This is a genomic window from Halalkalibacter oceani (assembly GCF_040544555.1).
Taxonomy (GTDB): domain Bacteria; phylum Bacillota; class Bacilli; order Bacillales; family Bacillaceae_D; genus Halalkalibacter; species Halalkalibacter oceani.
The window spans coordinates 12,715-27,441 of sequence record NZ_JBEPKD010000018.1 but is presented as its reverse complement, the minus strand read 5'-3'; the positions used below and the strand labels follow the sequence as shown (position 1 = coordinate 27,441).

Annotated in this window: 18 protein-coding genes; 4 read left to right on the top strand and 14 right to left on the bottom strand. The window is 47.5% G+C overall.

The window, feature by feature from the left end:
- Positions 1–15: 15 nt before the first annotated feature.
- The 3 genes from ABMB67_RS16830 to ABMB67_RS16820 form a co-directional block, all read right to left on the bottom strand.
- Positions 16–636, bottom strand: a complete 621-nt coding sequence (locus tag ABMB67_RS16830; protein ID WP_354572782.1) for a nitroreductase family protein — start codon at positions 634–636, stop codon at positions 16–18.
- A gap of 239 nt (positions 637–875) precedes the next feature.
- Positions 876–1,289, bottom strand: a complete 414-nt coding sequence (locus ABMB67_RS16825) for a hypothetical protein (RefSeq protein ID WP_251225193.1) — start codon at positions 1,287–1,289, stop codon at positions 876–878.
- A 110-nt stretch (positions 1,290–1,399) separates the two neighbouring features.
- A complete protein-coding gene (locus ABMB67_RS16820; protein WP_251225192.1) occupies positions 1,400–1,603 on the bottom strand; it encodes an XtrA/YqaO family protein in 204 nt (67 codons plus the stop codon).
- Between the two features lie 213 nt (positions 1,604–1,816).
- Between ABMB67_RS16820 and ABMB67_RS16815 the strand changes: the two genes are divergently transcribed.
- Together ABMB67_RS16815 and ABMB67_RS16810 are read left to right on the top strand one after the other, a co-directional pair.
- Positions 1,817–2,167: a helix-turn-helix domain-containing protein gene (locus ABMB67_RS16815; RefSeq protein ID WP_251225191.1), complete on the top strand. Its 351-nt coding sequence runs from the start codon at positions 1,817–1,819 to the stop codon at positions 2,165–2,167.
- A gap of 156 nt (positions 2,168–2,323) precedes the next feature.
- The gene (locus ABMB67_RS16810; RefSeq protein ID WP_251225190.1) at positions 2,324–2,830 is read left to right on the top strand and encodes an ImmA/IrrE family metallo-endopeptidase; all 507 of its coding nucleotides are present in this window, start codon (positions 2,324–2,326) and stop codon (positions 2,828–2,830) included.
- A 29-nt stretch (positions 2,831–2,859) separates the two neighbouring features.
- On the opposite strand, the gene ABMB67_RS16805 is transcribed toward ABMB67_RS16810, so the two are convergent.
- The 9 genes from ABMB67_RS16805 to ABMB67_RS16765 form a co-directional block, all read right to left on the bottom strand.
- A complete protein-coding gene (locus tag ABMB67_RS16805) occupies positions 2,860–3,828 on the bottom strand; it encodes a beta-ketoacyl-ACP synthase III (RefSeq protein WP_251225189.1) in 969 nt (322 codons plus the stop codon).
- 22 nt (positions 3,829–3,850) lie between these two features.
- Positions 3,851–4,402, bottom strand: a complete 552-nt coding sequence (locus tag ABMB67_RS16800; RefSeq protein WP_354572781.1) for an NADPH-dependent FMN reductase — start codon at positions 4,400–4,402, stop codon at positions 3,851–3,853.
- Positions 4,399–5,943 (bottom strand): nitrilase-related carbon-nitrogen hydrolase, encoded by a 1,545-nt coding sequence (locus ABMB67_RS16795; protein WP_354572780.1) that lies wholly within the window; start codon positions 5,941–5,943, stop codon positions 4,399–4,401. Before ABMB67_RS16795 ends, ABMB67_RS16800 begins: the two co-directional genes overlap by 4 nt.
- Complete coding sequence (locus tag ABMB67_RS16790) at positions 5,940–6,902, bottom strand: AIR synthase related protein (RefSeq protein WP_354572779.1); 963 nt, start codon at positions 6,900–6,902, stop codon at positions 5,940–5,942. The genes ABMB67_RS16795 and ABMB67_RS16790 overlap by 4 nt, the downstream gene beginning before the upstream one ends.
- Before the next feature lie 91 nt (positions 6,903–6,993).
- Complete coding sequence (locus ABMB67_RS16785; RefSeq protein ID WP_354572778.1) at positions 6,994–7,917, bottom strand: methylenetetrahydrofolate reductase; 924 nt, start codon at positions 7,915–7,917, stop codon at positions 6,994–6,996.
- Positions 7,918–7,936: 19 nt separating this feature from the next.
- Positions 7,937–8,449, bottom strand: coding sequence for an MSMEG_0572/Sll0783 family nitrogen starvation response protein (locus ABMB67_RS16780; RefSeq protein WP_251225185.1), 513 nt, complete (start codon positions 8,447–8,449; stop codon positions 7,937–7,939).
- A gap of 60 nt (positions 8,450–8,509) precedes the next feature.
- Positions 8,510–9,409, bottom strand: coding sequence for an amidohydrolase family protein (locus ABMB67_RS16775; protein ID WP_354572777.1), 900 nt, complete (start codon positions 9,407–9,409; stop codon positions 8,510–8,512).
- On the bottom strand, positions 9,387–9,857 hold the full coding sequence (locus ABMB67_RS16770; RefSeq protein WP_251225183.1) for an MSMEG_0567/Sll0786 family nitrogen starvation N-acetyltransferase: 471 nt from the start codon (positions 9,855–9,857) through the stop codon (positions 9,387–9,389). Before ABMB67_RS16770 ends, ABMB67_RS16775 begins: the two co-directional genes overlap by 23 nt.
- A gap of 1 nt (position 9,858) precedes the next feature.
- Positions 9,859–10,998 carry an MSMEG_0568 family radical SAM protein gene (locus ABMB67_RS16765; RefSeq protein ID WP_354572776.1) on the bottom strand — a complete coding sequence of 380 codons (1,140 nt, stop codon included), beginning with the start codon at positions 10,996–10,998 and terminating at the stop codon, positions 9,859–9,861.
- A gap of 294 nt (positions 10,999–11,292) precedes the next feature.
- Between ABMB67_RS16765 and pdxR the strand changes: the two genes are divergently transcribed.
- Together pdxR and ABMB67_RS16755 are read left to right on the top strand one after the other, a co-directional pair.
- A complete protein-coding gene (gene pdxR / locus ABMB67_RS16760) occupies positions 11,293–12,741 on the top strand; it encodes a MocR-like pyridoxine biosynthesis transcription factor PdxR (protein WP_354572775.1) in 1,449 nt (482 codons plus the stop codon).
- Positions 12,742–12,856: 115 nt separating this feature from the next.
- Positions 12,857–12,937, top strand: coding sequence for a putative holin-like toxin (locus tag ABMB67_RS16755; RefSeq protein WP_354572822.1), 81 nt, complete (start codon positions 12,857–12,859; stop codon positions 12,935–12,937).
- Positions 12,938–13,226: 289 nt separating this feature from the next.
- On the opposite strand, the gene ABMB67_RS16750 is transcribed toward ABMB67_RS16755, so the two are convergent.
- Together ABMB67_RS16750 and ABMB67_RS16745 are read right to left on the bottom strand one after the other, a co-directional pair.
- Positions 13,227–13,721 carry a GNAT family N-acetyltransferase gene (locus ABMB67_RS16750; RefSeq protein WP_354572774.1) on the bottom strand — a complete coding sequence of 165 codons (495 nt, stop codon included), beginning with the start codon at positions 13,719–13,721 and terminating at the stop codon, positions 13,227–13,229.
- Positions 13,722–13,756: 35 nt separating this feature from the next.
- Positions 13,757–14,623, bottom strand: a complete 867-nt coding sequence (locus ABMB67_RS16745; RefSeq protein WP_354572773.1) for an alpha/beta fold hydrolase — start codon at positions 14,621–14,623, stop codon at positions 13,757–13,759.
- Between the last annotated feature and the right edge of the window lie 104 nt (positions 14,624–14,727).

Sequence of the window (14,727 nt, the reverse complement as noted above, 5' to 3'; positions counted from 1 at the left end):
CAATTTATGATTTTGCTATATGTAACTCACGAATTCACTGACCGGCTTACGGTAGCCGCGGGGTCTGCGGCTTTCTGTTTTTTCTTTTCCTATTGTAACCAGCATGACTACCTCGTATTGATCGTCAATGTTCAGTACGTCTTTCACTTGCTTGGGGTCAAAGCCAATCATCGGACATGTATCCCAGCCTTTTTCCTTCGCCGCCAGCATGAACAGCATTGCGGATAACGAGGCATTGCGGATCGCTTCATCCCGCAAGAACGTTGTTCCTCTCGTTTCATAAAACGAAACTGTATCCTGAACCATATGCTCGTATTCCTGCTTGCTGACAATGCCTAGCAGCTTCAAGCCTTCGTAAATTTCCGACGCCTGACGGAACGCCTGCTTATCACCAAGAACAGCAATCACAGCAGAGGAACTGATCACTTTATGTTGCCCATACGCCGCCTGTTGCAGCCTCTCTTTCGTCGTCGGATCAATCACGGCGACATAATTTGTATGCTGAAGATTAAACGCGGAAGGTGCCAGCTTCACTCCATCAAAAATCGCGTCCAATTCCTGCCTTGTAATCGGATGCCCCGGCAAAAAATTACCCGCAGAACGTCTTTCCTTGACCAACTGAAGAAAATCTGTCATTTTTCCCCTCATCCTTTCATCTGCCTCATCTGCCTCATCTGCAATTTATAACAAATTAATATATTATCAATTCGAGATATATAGCTTTAAAAATGCTTTTTAGTTGGAATGCTCTAAACTCCTCTTTATCTCGAATTCGAGATAAGTATATAACAGATAGATTTCTGCTGTCAACTTTTTTATTCCTCTAAAGGGGGATTGCTCAGGGGCGAGGGCTAAACACCCTTTTGCCCCTGTCCTTAACGGTTAAGCAAGCTCTCAATCAATAAATAGATGACCCCTCCGCTCCTTAAGAGAATGCCAATCAGCTTTAAGGTCTGCTGTTGGGAGAATCGTTTATGCTCACGCTCGCTCAGGTCATTTTTTACCAGGTCATACAGCAACCGTTGAGGAAGCTCCTGCCGAGTACTGCTTTCCTTGACCCTTGCTACCTCCTGCTTCAACTCCCTGTTTAATCGCTTCTGCTCCTGTCTGTCTTGTTCAAGGAACCTCAGGCGAGATTCATGAACACGGATGACCTTTTTCAGCTTCTCTCTTTCTTTTTTCTCCAGCGAGGTTGGCGTCCTGCCTCGCAGCAGCAACGGACAAACCTGCCGATCCAAAAGCCAAAGACAGCTGCGGCAATACTCAATGGATCGTTTCTGCTTCTTCATCATTACTCCTCCTTTTAAAAATAAAAGAGGACACCATGTGATGAATGCTTCACCACATGATGTCCTCCAGTGTACTGGTAGAACAAATGATAGAAATAAATCTGCTTTATTTAAAAGTCTTCCCCTTCATCAAACTTGACTCTTTTCACCTTGCCTTGATAGGTTACAACCTTCGTTTCCCCGTGATCCGGAAGCACGGTCATCCGCGCGCGTCCCTCTGAAACAACAATTACGAACGGCTTGTCCTGCTCCTCAACATTGATCAGCAGCTGGCCGCCAGACAATGAATCCGTTTCAACCGGTTTCAGCCTCATTTTCTTCCCTCCCATGCTTATTTTCACTGAAATTAACCTGGTGTTAACAATAAGTATAGTTAACGTCCAGTTAACTGTCAATCAGAAATTTCCTGTAATGCTAAACGAATCCCTTTTCACGCTGAAAATTATCCTTTTCCCTGATTCCCTTTACGTTAACAGTAAGTTAATTTATAATAAGAATGAGATTATTGAGTGAGAGGAAGAATCCAGATGATTCCGCAGAGGTTAAAAGCATTGCGTAAAAGCAAACAGCTGACCCAAGAGCAATTAGGAAAGGAAATCAACGTCACAAAAGTATCTGTGTCTGGCTACGAAAATGGCAACAGAACTCCCGACACGGCGACCTTGCAGCGAATTGCCGACTTTTTTGCAGTCTCGGTCGATTACTTGCTTGGCCGCACCGACAAGCCGACAAGTATTCTGACTCCGGCCTCAAGCCAGGAAAATTTATTTTTTTTGGATGAGGAGAGCATTACACCAGAAGAAGCTGAAGAGCTGAAAAAGCATCTCGAATTTTTACGCTATAAGGCAAAAGAAGTGAATAGAGAAGAAATGGAATAAGCGTTTACCTACAGAGAGCGTGTGACAAATGAGTCTTAGCCTAAAGGCTAGTAAGCCAGAACGCAGCCACTCTTTTTCTATGAGTAGCTGCCCGTTCTCTTTTTTTATTTACAACACGAACATATGTTTGTATAATTGGCACAAGAGGTGACGTTGATGAACTACTATCCAACGCCGTTAGAAAGCTGGATCTCCAAGCTCTATCTCTCGCTTGGTGTTAATGAACCGGCTGATATTGAGGTGAAAAGGCTGGCCCGCTTTTTCCGTGTCTTTCTTTACTATAAAGAGGTAAAAACGATGTCCTATGAATTAGGCCGGTTTCGCTCGATTACGATCGATTCCCGTCTGTCCGCCCCGGAGCAGCATGAGGCGTTTTTTCATGAGCTATGCCATCTGATTCGCCATGCCGGCTGGCAGGCGGGGATGATGCCGGCAGCCTTCCAGGAGCTGCAGGAATTTGATTCTCGCAATTTCACCCGCTATGCGGCGATTCCTTATCATATGCTGCCGGCATTTGATCTGCGTGATCCTGATATTATCGTCAATCTCGCTGACACGTTTCGCGTAACCCGAAAGCTGGCACAGGATCGGCTGGAGCGGATCAGCTACAGCTCAGTTGCAAGAATTAGAGAGAGGGGCCCGGAGTTTGACTATCTTGACTAGCACACCTTTCTCCAAACGATTGAGTACCTTTAGAATTCCACAATCGCCGCCCCCCAGATGAGTCCTGCACCGAACGACAGCATTGCCAGCCTGTCTCCGCGTTTGATCCGGCCGTCTTTCACCGCGGTATCAAGCGCAATCGGAATCGTCGCGGAGCAGCTGTTGCCGTAGCGGCTTACTGTGTTAATCACTTTTTCCATCGGGATGGCGGCCTGGCGGGCGACAGCTTCCATAATCCTCAAATTAGCCTGGTGCGGGATAACCCAGTCGATTTCCTCCTTGCTTAGTCCAGTGGTAGTAAGGCTTTCAATCAGCGCGCTGCTCATCGATTTCACTGCTAATTTAAAAATTTTCTGCCCGTCCATCACCATTTTATTTTTATGCTCTGCTGAAGCTGGCCGCCTGCTTCCTCCGCCGGGAACATATAAAGATTGAAAGTGCCGGCCGTCTGAATGAAGAACGGTCGCCACGATCCCTTGCCGCTCCTCCGCTCTCGAAAGAACGACCGCCCCCGCCCCGTCGCCAAACAGAATCGCGGTTGATTTATCGGTATAGTCGGTAAGCCTTGTCAGCGTATCGGCGCCGATCACGAGCACATGCTTATGCGCACCGGTTTTAATATATTGCTCTGCGATTTGCAGCGCCGAAAGAAAACCGACGCATGTGTTATGAAGATCGAGCGCCGGAATCGGTCTGCAGCCGAGACGATGTTGAAGTTGACAGGAGAGAGGAGGCAGGATGTGATCGGGCGTTTCCGTCGCTGCCAAAATCAAATCAATCTCCTCAGGTAAAAGTGAGGCATCTTGAAGTGCCCGCAAAGCAGCGGCGTAGGCGAAGTCAGATGTCGCTTCATCCTCTGCGGCCACCCTTCGTTCTTCAATTCCGGTACGGCTCACGATCCACTCTTCTTCCACGTCGAGCATCTCCGCCAGCTGACGACTGGAGAGCTTTCCTTCAGGTACACAGGAGCCAACACCGCTTATTTTTGCCGGATACATGACGCGCCCCCTCCTTCTCTGCTTATTTAACCTGAGCTTTGCGTAACGCTTTTGTCATCTGCACAAGCTGGGTACCTAATCCCTCGATTCTGTCCTGGACATCCTTGTCGATCACCTCATTATGCTCATTAAAATGATCGCGATGAGCATACACGAATTCCGGTGCGACATAGCCTTTAAAATAGCTGATAATCGGCTTCATCTGGTTTTCAACGACTAAAAAATGCTGATACGTTCCCCCTGTCGCCACAAGTCCGACGACTTTTTCGCGCAGAGCGGTAACAGGCAATAAATCAAATAAATTTTTTAACACTCCTGTTAAGGAAGCTTGAAAAATCGGCGTGGCGATCAAGCAGCTGTCGGCAGACTCGACCGTTTTAATGACATGCTGTGTATTGCCGTTATAATGCGCAACGGGGCGCCCGTCACAAAACTCAAGTTCGTATTGACGCAAATCAATCAGCTCAATCTCAATTGTCGGATCAGCTGCTTTCGCCGCTTTCAATATTTGTTCAACGAGGACGGCTGGTTTTGCTCCGATCACCGTTCCTGAAATCCCTACTATTTTCATCATACACCGGCTTTCTCTGTAATTTTTGTTACAAGTCGTTCATATAAATGTGGTTTTAATCGTCTTAAAAAGGGCCGCCCGCCCGCTTTTCTGAGCTTTTCCACCGTAAAGGTTTCCGTCATTGTTTTCATATCCCCCGCGCTTTGCTCAACCTGACTGTGCAAAAACAGGACAGTTTCTTTTAAGCCAGGAGGCGTGCTGACAGCGAGGATACTATCATTTTCATAGGCCCATATTTTATACATCCAGCTTTCTGCCTGACTTTTCCCACCTGCCGACAGCGCAATCAGATCCGCTCCCTGCTTCGCGAGCACGCGGTATGATTCCGGCAAATCGCCATCGTGATCCGTTAACAGCCCGACTCTGGCGAACGGCAGCTCAACAGTTTGAAAAGCTCCCTTCACCCTTTGCACCGCTTTCTCTGGATGAACCTCGTCGTACGAAGCGACCACGCCTTGCGGGCCAAATAAATAGCATGTTTTTCTGTCTGTCTTGATTGTCACGACAAGATAAAGCTCGTAACAAGCTGTTATTTCCGCGAAAGCCGCAATGGTCGACGAACGATCTTCAGCCTGCACTTCTGAGACGACGACTAACCGGTGCTTCGATGTGAACGCGTTAGACTGTATGTGCCTATGCAGGTGCGCCTGAATCGCGCCGCCATCCGTCAGCCTGACTGTCATGACATCAAACGCCTCTTTAACGGCCACTGCTCTTGTTTCCCCTTCCTTCCACAAGTATGGATGGAGCAGAAGATCGTGGTATGCTCCGACCTCCCTCTTCTGCAAGTACGTCTCTCTCCGGCTTCTGTCCACTTGCCACTTGCCATACACGATGCCATCCCCCGCTACGAGCTGATCAAGCACCTCTCCCAGCGGACTGATAATTGCCGTTCCCCCGGTAAATTGCGCTCCTTTTTCTGTTCCCCAGCGGTTCGACGCCAGCCATAGCACACCATTTTCCTTTGCACGCAAGCGCCATGTTTTACTTGGCGGTTTATTGCCCGCTCCTACCCAATTCGTCGGAAAGGCAACGATATCGGCTCCCTTTAACGCGGTAAGCCGTGCCGGTTCAAAATACATCGCATCCATGCAGATCAGCATCGCGATATTGCCAATTGGCGTCGGGAAAACAGGGATATCTTCATTGCCTTCACGGGCCCACTTTGGATCGGCCGCAAACAGATGCGTTTTCCGATAGCGACCGATGACTCCGTCAGGACCAATTAAAACAGCTGTATTATAATAACAATCTGTCTCCTCATCCTTTTCCGGCAATCCGATGACGAGATAGCAGTCGTATTGTGCCGTTATCGCTGACAGAATCGTTGTCGTCTCACCCGGCACCGTTTCGGTAAAGGGAGCAATCTCCGCCCGGCTCTCCCAAATATAGCCGCTCGTTGCCATTTCCGGGAACACAATCAGCCGGGCGCCCTGCTCCGCCGCTTGAATGGCGAAGCGGATAATCTCGCTCCTGTTCCGCTCGACTTCGTTCCACCTTGGCTCAAACTGGACTGCCGCCACTTTTATTATTCTGTCATTCATTTCGTTTCCACCACCAAATTGTTCTCTCTGAAATCCCAGAAAACCGAGCTTTCTTCGTCTGCTGTGACGATCACATATGCTTCATTTGTCAGCTTGCCAACGACGTTTGCCTGAATCCCTTCCCATTCAAACGCCCGGATAACCTCGCTCTCTTTCGATGGGTCAACCGCCAATACAAATCCATAACCAGGGTACATTTGCAGCCATCTTTCCCACTCAATCCCGGGAGGCTTCGGAATCTTGCCGAGATTGACTTCCGCCCCGCACCGCCCGTTTTCAGCAAGCATCACGATCGTTCCGAGAACACCCGCGTTGCTGATATCCCTTGCAGCATGCGCCAGACCGGAACTGGCCAAAGCCGGTAAAACATTGAATTTCCGCTGCAGTTCCTCAGCTGACAAAAAGCTTGTGCTGTTCCATTGAAGGTAGTCTTTGTACGGCTTTCCGACAAGATCGAGCGCGACGATTAAGGAGTGCCCTGCTTGCCCTTTTGTCGCATCAAGTACTTTATCCGCTCTGCCGATAATGGCTGTCGCCACCCCCTCTGTTTCATGAGGGAAAAAATGCCCGCCGACCATCGGAACAGCCAGTTTCCGGCACCCCTCGGCCATCCCTTCGGCAATTAAAGAAGAAAGCTGCTCATCCGGCGCGCTCAGCATATTGACAAGCGCGAGCGGCTTCCCACCCATCGCGTATATGTCACTTGCGCTGACAAGGACCGCGCAAAAACCGGCCCAATACGGCTCCTGCTTGACTAAGGCTGGAATAATGCCGTCACAGGAAAATAGCAGATAGTCTTCCCCCACTTTCATAATCGCTGCATCATCGCCAATCGGCGCTTCCGTATGACCAAAGTTCCAAACATGCTCAAACGCTTGGAGCGGCGCTGAAATTGCTTTTTTCCGTTCCAATGCCTGAGAGCGCTTCAGCCGTTTCATTAATGAGTGAAACCCTTCCATCGCACGCCTCCCATTTCTTGACTAAAACGAGCTTAGGGGCTGGGCAAAAGGGGGAAATAACCTTTTGCCCGACCGAACGAAGCACGCTCCGTTAAACGCCGATTACCGTTTTCTTCAATGGCGCCAGATTCGCTTTCGCGACAATCTTGCCGACACTGTCATCATTGCCGCCGATCGGCCGAATATGGACGCCTTTCATCCCTTCAATCGTTTGCAGTTTTTCAATAATATCTGTGGCGATTTGGAGGGCTTCCTCTTCGGTATCATTTTCTGAAAGCCTGTTCGTAACCCATTCCGGAATCACGATGCCCGGTATTTGCAATGCTTTCTCGACATGATCCAAATTTTTCAGCGGCAAAATACTGGCCATGATCGAAATACGTTCATGCAGGCCGCGGCGACGGGCTTCCGCCATCCACTCTTCAATTAAATCAATATCGAAAACGAGCTGGGTGCGGACAAAGTTAGCCCCGGCCTCGACCTTAGCTTCAAGACTGTCAATCAATTCCTTAATTGGCTTGCCGGCAATATTCTCGACAATCCCAATCGTCATTTGCGGCGGCTCCTCCATCATCGTGCCGTCAAACAGCTTTCCTTCCTTAATAAACCTGCACACATATTTGACCAGTTCCATCGTCCGCAGATCATATACTTCTTTCGCTTCCGGTTCTGTTCCGACACGGGCCGGGTAGCCGCCGAGAATCGTAATATTTCGAATACTTAACGCCGCAAGTCCTAATAAATCACTTTGAATGCCCATCCGGTTGCGATCCCGTAAATTAATCTGCACAATCGGATTTATCCCGATCTGCCTGAGAAAAAAAGCACAGACGGTTGGCGACATTCTAGCGACGGCCAGCAGGTTGTCACTTATATCAACCGCATCGACCAAGCCGCGATAGCCCGCAGCCTGTTCAATTATCGGATATGGATTCCAGTCACGTGGCGGAACGAGTTCCGACGTCACCGTAAAATGGTTGCTTGGATCAACATCATTGCCAAGATAGATAGACATCTGTTTCTCTCCTCGTTTTTTAGATTTGGAACGTGCTTAAAATAAACGCCCCGCTGTTATGGTACTCAATCAAACAATCTTGAAGATCCAACGGGTGACAAGGAATCGTTCCTTCAATTAAATCCTCCTCACGCATGCCGTGCAGGCCGAGTCCAAAGCGGCAGACGTACACTTTCCCGCCTTCCTTAATGAACTTTTCAATCCCTTCATTCATATTCAGTTCTCCGCCAAACGCCGCTTTTCCCGTCGTCGGAAACCCTCTCGTTGCCATCGCGTTAATCGCCCCAGTGCCGTAAAAATAAATGGCTGCATCGAAGCCTTTTCTTTGGGCGCGAATCGCCTGGAGAACCGCGACATAAGAGAGCGACGATTCATGGGCAATCCCGTGTACAAGAGCAAGAAACTTGTCTCCTTCATTCGCCTTGTAATCCGGGAAAACTTTCGTCTCGCCATACAGCTTGCTGCCGGCAGGAAGAGAAGGATGCGCGATTTCATTCATTGATTTGATTTCATTTTCCGTAAAGTTAGCCATTGTAAACCCTCCAAAAAATTTATTTTTTATCGTGAAAAGAGCATCTGCTCTTCAGCACCCTTAATGAAAATACTGCTCCTCGGCATTGAGCCAAAAAACGCGCTCTTTGATTTCATCGGAGACAGCCACTCCTTGAATTTTCCAAAACTCGCTTTCAAAGTCACTCCACGGCTCATCGCAGCCAAACAAAAACCGGTCGACGCCGATGCCTGTTTTGTCGATTTCCTGCAGAAGCCGGCGCGGGCCAAAGCCGATCGCCCAGCTAGAATCGACATAGATTTGATAGCCGCCTTCCATTAATTCCTGCCAATGGGTGATTAAACGGATATGACCACTCGTTCCTCCACCCATATGAACGAGATGGATTTTGTTTTCTTTTCCGTATCGTTTAATCAGCTCAAAGTATTCGGTAATATCTGAGCTGCCGCCGGATCCGGTATGAAAATGAATCGGAAAATTCCGTTCGCGCGCCTCTGCAAAGATTCTTTCATGAAGCACGGTCGTTTCCTGATCCCACTTTTTCGGATTTGGAGTTCCGCCAAGTAAGTAGCTCATTTTCAGCGCGCGTATGCCCGGTTCATCCAGCAGCGTAAAAGCTTCCTCGTTTCGCTGCTTGTTTTGCGAAAGACCGGAAACCCATAAGGCTCCCGCCACCCTGCCCCCTCCTTCCTTAGCCATTTTTACGACAAGCTGATTATGGGAAAATGGCTGCTCCTGCTTCGGCACGCCGTAATTCGGCATCACGAGGCTCTTTTCAATTCCTTTGCAATCCATAAACGCAAGCAATTCTTCTGTCGTCTGTGGTGCAGGATCCATTGGTGAAATCGGCTCTGCCGCTTCATAGAATGGCCAAGGCTCGAGGTAACCGACATGGCTGTGAATACTGCTCACTTTCCGGCCGAAGTTGACTTTATTCATCGGCTTCTTCCCACCCGCTTCAGGTTGCTTTTGCCTGTTCATATAACTTCATCTCCATTGTTTGATGGGGGACACCGTACATCAGCAGTCCTTCTCCACAGGGCACCCATCCTAATTTACTGAATAATCTGATATTTTCTTTTTGAACGGTAGCAAGAAAGCGCGCTGCCTTCTGTTTCGTCACCTCGTCAACAGCGGCGCGAATCAGATAAACACCGACCCCCTTTATCCGAAACTGCTCTTCGACCGCCAGCCTTCCCCCCCACCAAATTCCGCTTTTCTCCGGGTCCTCGTAACAGCGGACGGTCCCTGCCAGCCGATCGGCTTTTTTCGACCAGGCATTAATGAAAATGGCTTTCTCATCGTGCTCATCTTGATCCGATTGGGGAAACAGCTTTTGTTCCTTTACGAACACATCATTCCGTAAGCGAAGGGCTTCGCGAATTTCCTCAGCTGTTTCTGCTACTTTAATCTCATAATTTTTTCGCATATCAGTTCGCTCCCGATGCCAGCTTTTCAAAGAATGGCAGGGCTGAGCAGGCTCCGCATTTCGCACAGCCGGCCGAACTTTTCGCGGAAGATAGCTTTTCCTGAGCGAGAATCTGTGACACGCGCTGATACATCTCATTCATCACTTCACTTGTCGGTGGATTTGCGTCGGCGAGCATTGTCCCACTCAGTGGTCGGAGTGGGACAACGAATGGATAAACGCCAAGCTTCGCTGCTTTCGCGCAGCCTGCGACAGTTGTTTCCATATCCTCTCCGAGACCGATGATGACATAGGTGCTCACTTGATTTCTGCCGAAGACAGCGACTGCTTTTTCAAATGCCTGAAAATAAGTCTCAAGTGAAATACTCGATTTCGACGGCATCATTTCCTTCCGCACCGTCTCATCAAACGATTCAACGTGGAGGCCGATTGTATCAGCCCCTGCCTTCTTTAACATTTGATAGAAACGGTCATCTTCCGGAGGCTCGCATTGCACTTGGATCGGCAGCTCGCTTACTTTTCTAATTTCCTTTACACATTCCGTTAAATACAGTGCTCCACGATCAACCTCATTTGGTGTTCCGGTTGTCAATGTAATATGTTTGATTCCATCTAACTGCTCAGCTGCTTGAACGACCTCGGCCAGCTGTTTTGGCTGTTTGCGGGCAATCGTATTCCCACTTTCCAATGAATGACCAATCGCACAAAACTTACATCTGTTTTCCGGTGACCAGCGGATACAGCTTTGAATGACCGTGCTCGCCAGCACATCGGCTCCATGTAAAACAGCGATCTTATTGTAGGGTATCCCGTCTTCTGTTTGCAGATCGTAGAACTTCGGCCGCTTCACTTCCTGCAAAAAAGCGGCGACAGGTGAAGGCATTCCTTCATTTTTCAGCGCATAACCTGAATCGTTTTTTTCCAATGAATACGGTGAATACTTGGCAGGTTCATTGAGCGTCGGCAGCATCACCGCTTGACCATTTAACAAAAATGCCTTGTCATCTGTCGGACCGGCTCCCCCTCTTCTGCCACTCAGCTCCACACCATTTGTCCGGATTCCCCGATTATGCAAATCAACAAGAAGCGCTTCTAATGATGCTTGTGCCGCTGTATGTTTGACCTCCTTGCTTCCACTCATTGATTTTCCCTCCTATTTGTTTGTGTCAGATTTTCTTCCGTCTTTCATCCTTTCAGATCGTTTTTTTTATAGACTTAGCGTAACCCCTCTTTACAACTCGAATAGTACACCTGTTTATTTGGAATGTAACCGACCACTCACCGGGAATTTTTTCAACCACCCATTACACCGCATTGTATAAATTGCAAAAAACGCTTTCGTATCAACGGTTTGCCGAACTATCAATAAACAGCAAAAACCATGTTAGATATCCTGACATATTTTCTGTTTTGTTCCAAAAAGGAGGAATGTTCAATGGAGTGGAAGCCGGACAAAAGCAATGAATTTCCGCTATATAAACAGATTTCTAACTTCTTTGAAGCGCGGATTTTAAATGGAGAACTTCCTCCGGGGAGTAAACTTCCATCAGAACGAAATCTCGCTAAATCGTTCCAGGTGAATCGGAGTACGGTGAACTCCGCACTTGAAGAATTGAAGGCTATGGGATTAATTGAAACGCTCGTCGGAGCAGGAACGGTCGTCAGTGACCATTTAACGAGGGAGCAGGGACGCCTTCCTAACTGGAGTCAATATATAAACGAAGGCTTTTATCAACCGAATAATCCGGTAAATCAAATGATTAATCAGCTGATTCAGACGGATAAAGACATGATCAATTTCGGAATTGGCGAATTAAACAAAGACCTGCTGCCAGTTGACGTGTTAACTCATATTCATCGTCAGATCACGTTTGATAATGACCTCGGCTATCAGCATATCCAGGGCAATATTAAGCTGAGGGAAACCATTTCATCCCACCTGAAAGATTATCGCAACATCGAGACATCCGCTTCATCGATCATTGTCACATCAGGAGCCCAGCAGGCGATTCATCTAATTATTCAATGCCTTTTAAGCCCGGGGGATTCCGTTGCGATTGAAGATCCATCTTACGCCTATTCTTTACCAATCTTTCATTCTGAAGGATTGAAAACTTATTTTTTACCGGTTTATGAGGACGGGGTTGATCCGGAGGAAGTCCTCAGCCTATACCAGAAACACCGGATTAAGATGATCTTTTTAAATCCGATTCATCAAAATCCGACCGGGCACACGCTGAGCATTGAAAAACGGCAACGGATGATGGAAATTTGCAGTAAATACGGGATTGCGATTGTAGAGGATGATCCGTACAGCTTAATCGGCTATCAGGATAACAATCTTCCTCCCCTAAAATCACTCGATTCGCACGGTCTTGTGTTATACATTAGTTCTTTATCAAAAGTGCTTTCATCCGGACTTCGAGTCGGCTGGATCGCCGGTCCGCAGCCCGTTATTCAGCGCATCGCCGATCTTAAGCAACAAATCGACTTTGGTCATCCTAACTTTTCACAATTGTACGCCACCGAATTGTTGCGTTCCTCTCAGCTCGATGACCATCTGATCTCATTAAGAAACCGTCTAAAAGCGCGAAGAGACGTAACTGCAAAGGCGCTCACGGAACTGCTTCCTGATGAGATTTCTTTTAGCCTGCCGGATGGCGGGATTCATTTATGGTGTAAGCTTACAAATCAGAAGATAGATTCTCACTTGCTATTTAAACATGCCATTAAGCAAGGGGTTGTCTTTGCACCGGGCAAAACGTTAGGCTCAGAAAAACATTACATGCGCTTCACCTTCAGCCGACCCGATTCAGACTTAATCAAAAAAGGGATTGAACGGCTGGAGCAGACCTTGCGGAAATATCTTAAAAGCCGGTCATAGCATTGGAAATGTTCGCCAAAAAAGGGGGGCTTCGTGGTATACTATTTCTTGTACAATAGGATAGGCTCTCTCAAGGGCGGTCTGGCTCATCCCCTGCCGAAAGGGGGTGAGGCCAATGACAGTATACGAAGCACTTACATTGATGATTGCTTTTGGCGTTCTCGTCGCCATACTGTCGCAAGATAAACAGAAATAGACCTCCCTTGAGCCTCAGAAACTTACGGGATGGTCTATTTCATCAGATTATGGAGCCAGCCGCTCTTTACGGAGCAACTGTTGTACACGACCGGAAGTGTTCGCGCACTTTCGGTCTTTTTTAGCTTTCTCTTAATTACCGCCATTATAACATATTCCACCAATTTCCCAAAGTCAATTATCACCCTTTACTAAGATATTCCTGTACAAGGGCGCACCCCGGATTATGTATCATAGTATACGAAAGCCTCGAGGCTGCGGGTTCAACGTTACCACTTTCTTCCTCCCCTTCAGGAAAACTCCAAGTGGTAAAACAATTTATCGACAGGCAGCACTGGAAATTTTTCAGGCAAATCATCAGGAGAAACACGTGTAAAGCCATTTTTTTCATAAAAACGATGTGCAGCTAAAAACTGGGGCGTTGTCCCAAGATAAATTGCCTTGATTTGCCGTTCTTTCGCCCATGCGATGGCCGTAGCCAATAACAAGCTTGCCGTCTTATATGTTGATCCTCTGAATTCTTTTGCGACAAACATTTTCCTTAACGCAACCTGCTTGTTCCCTATATCTAAAAGACTGATTGTGCCGACAACTTTTCCGCCATACATCGCAACCCAAAAGTTTCCATCCCCTGTTTGATAAAACTCTTCAACCTGAAACAAATCAGGCTGGTCATCTTTTGTTATCGCAATTTTGTATTCTTCTTGTTGAATGTGCACAATTAATTGTACGACTTCAGCTTGGTTTTTGCTGGAGTATGGCTTAATGATCAGGCTATTATTCATTGTTCCCACCACCATTTTTCTTTCATTCTTTAAAGTTAGGATCGTTGTTTTGACTGTAAGAAGGCAATGACCGTTTCATCGGTGAGAGCTGACGATGCCCCCAGCCAAATTAAGTGACCCCATGATTCAAGTATACAAAGCTTTGAGCCAGGAATCTGTTCTTGCGCGTAGTGAGCGTGATCCAAAGGGACAGAACGATCATGCTTACTGTGCATTATGAGAGTCGGGCAAGTAATTGCACGCAAATCATCACTCGTAATCGCGTTCACCTGAGCTAAATCGAGAAGGAAACCAAAGCCTGAGCGTTGACGGTTATTCATCTTCCGAATCGCATCGACATCATCCTCGCTTATTTGACCTTTTGCTTGAGCATACGTTAATTTGCTGAAGGAAGGCAACATTTGTTTAAAAATAAACCGTGGAAACAGATTGCTCAGCGCGGCGACCAACCGCCATGTGACTTTTTCCGTTTTAGGATGAAATAATGCCCGCGCCACCTTGTATTCTTTATCTGGCGGCTTCAGCCATTCCTTCGTAACAGGCGATTGCAGCGTAAGCGTACTAATGCGCTCTGGATAATTCGCAGCTAACCAGATCCCGCTCGGACCTCCGGCGGAAATCGCCAGTACATGAACGTTCTTCAGTTTTAAGTGATCCAATAATTTTACATAATACTCACATGCCTTGGCAAGATCTTTCCCCGCTTCTTTTGAAGTTCTCCCATATCCCGGTCTTGACGGAGTGATGACAGTAAAGCCGTTCTCAACTAAAGCCTGATAGCCAAATTCCTCGTTGCAATTTGAATGCCCGCCATGCATCACAAGAACCGGCTCCCCTTCACCAATCAGTGAATACTCAACCGTAATGCCATCAAACGAAACGGCTTCGACTTTTCGTTCCATTCCTCATCCCTCTTTCAAATCTTTATCACTCGTCCACCAAAGCAGCCTTCAATATTTATATTTATTATCCTCCATGCTTTTATCAATTTCCTTTTGAAGCGGTG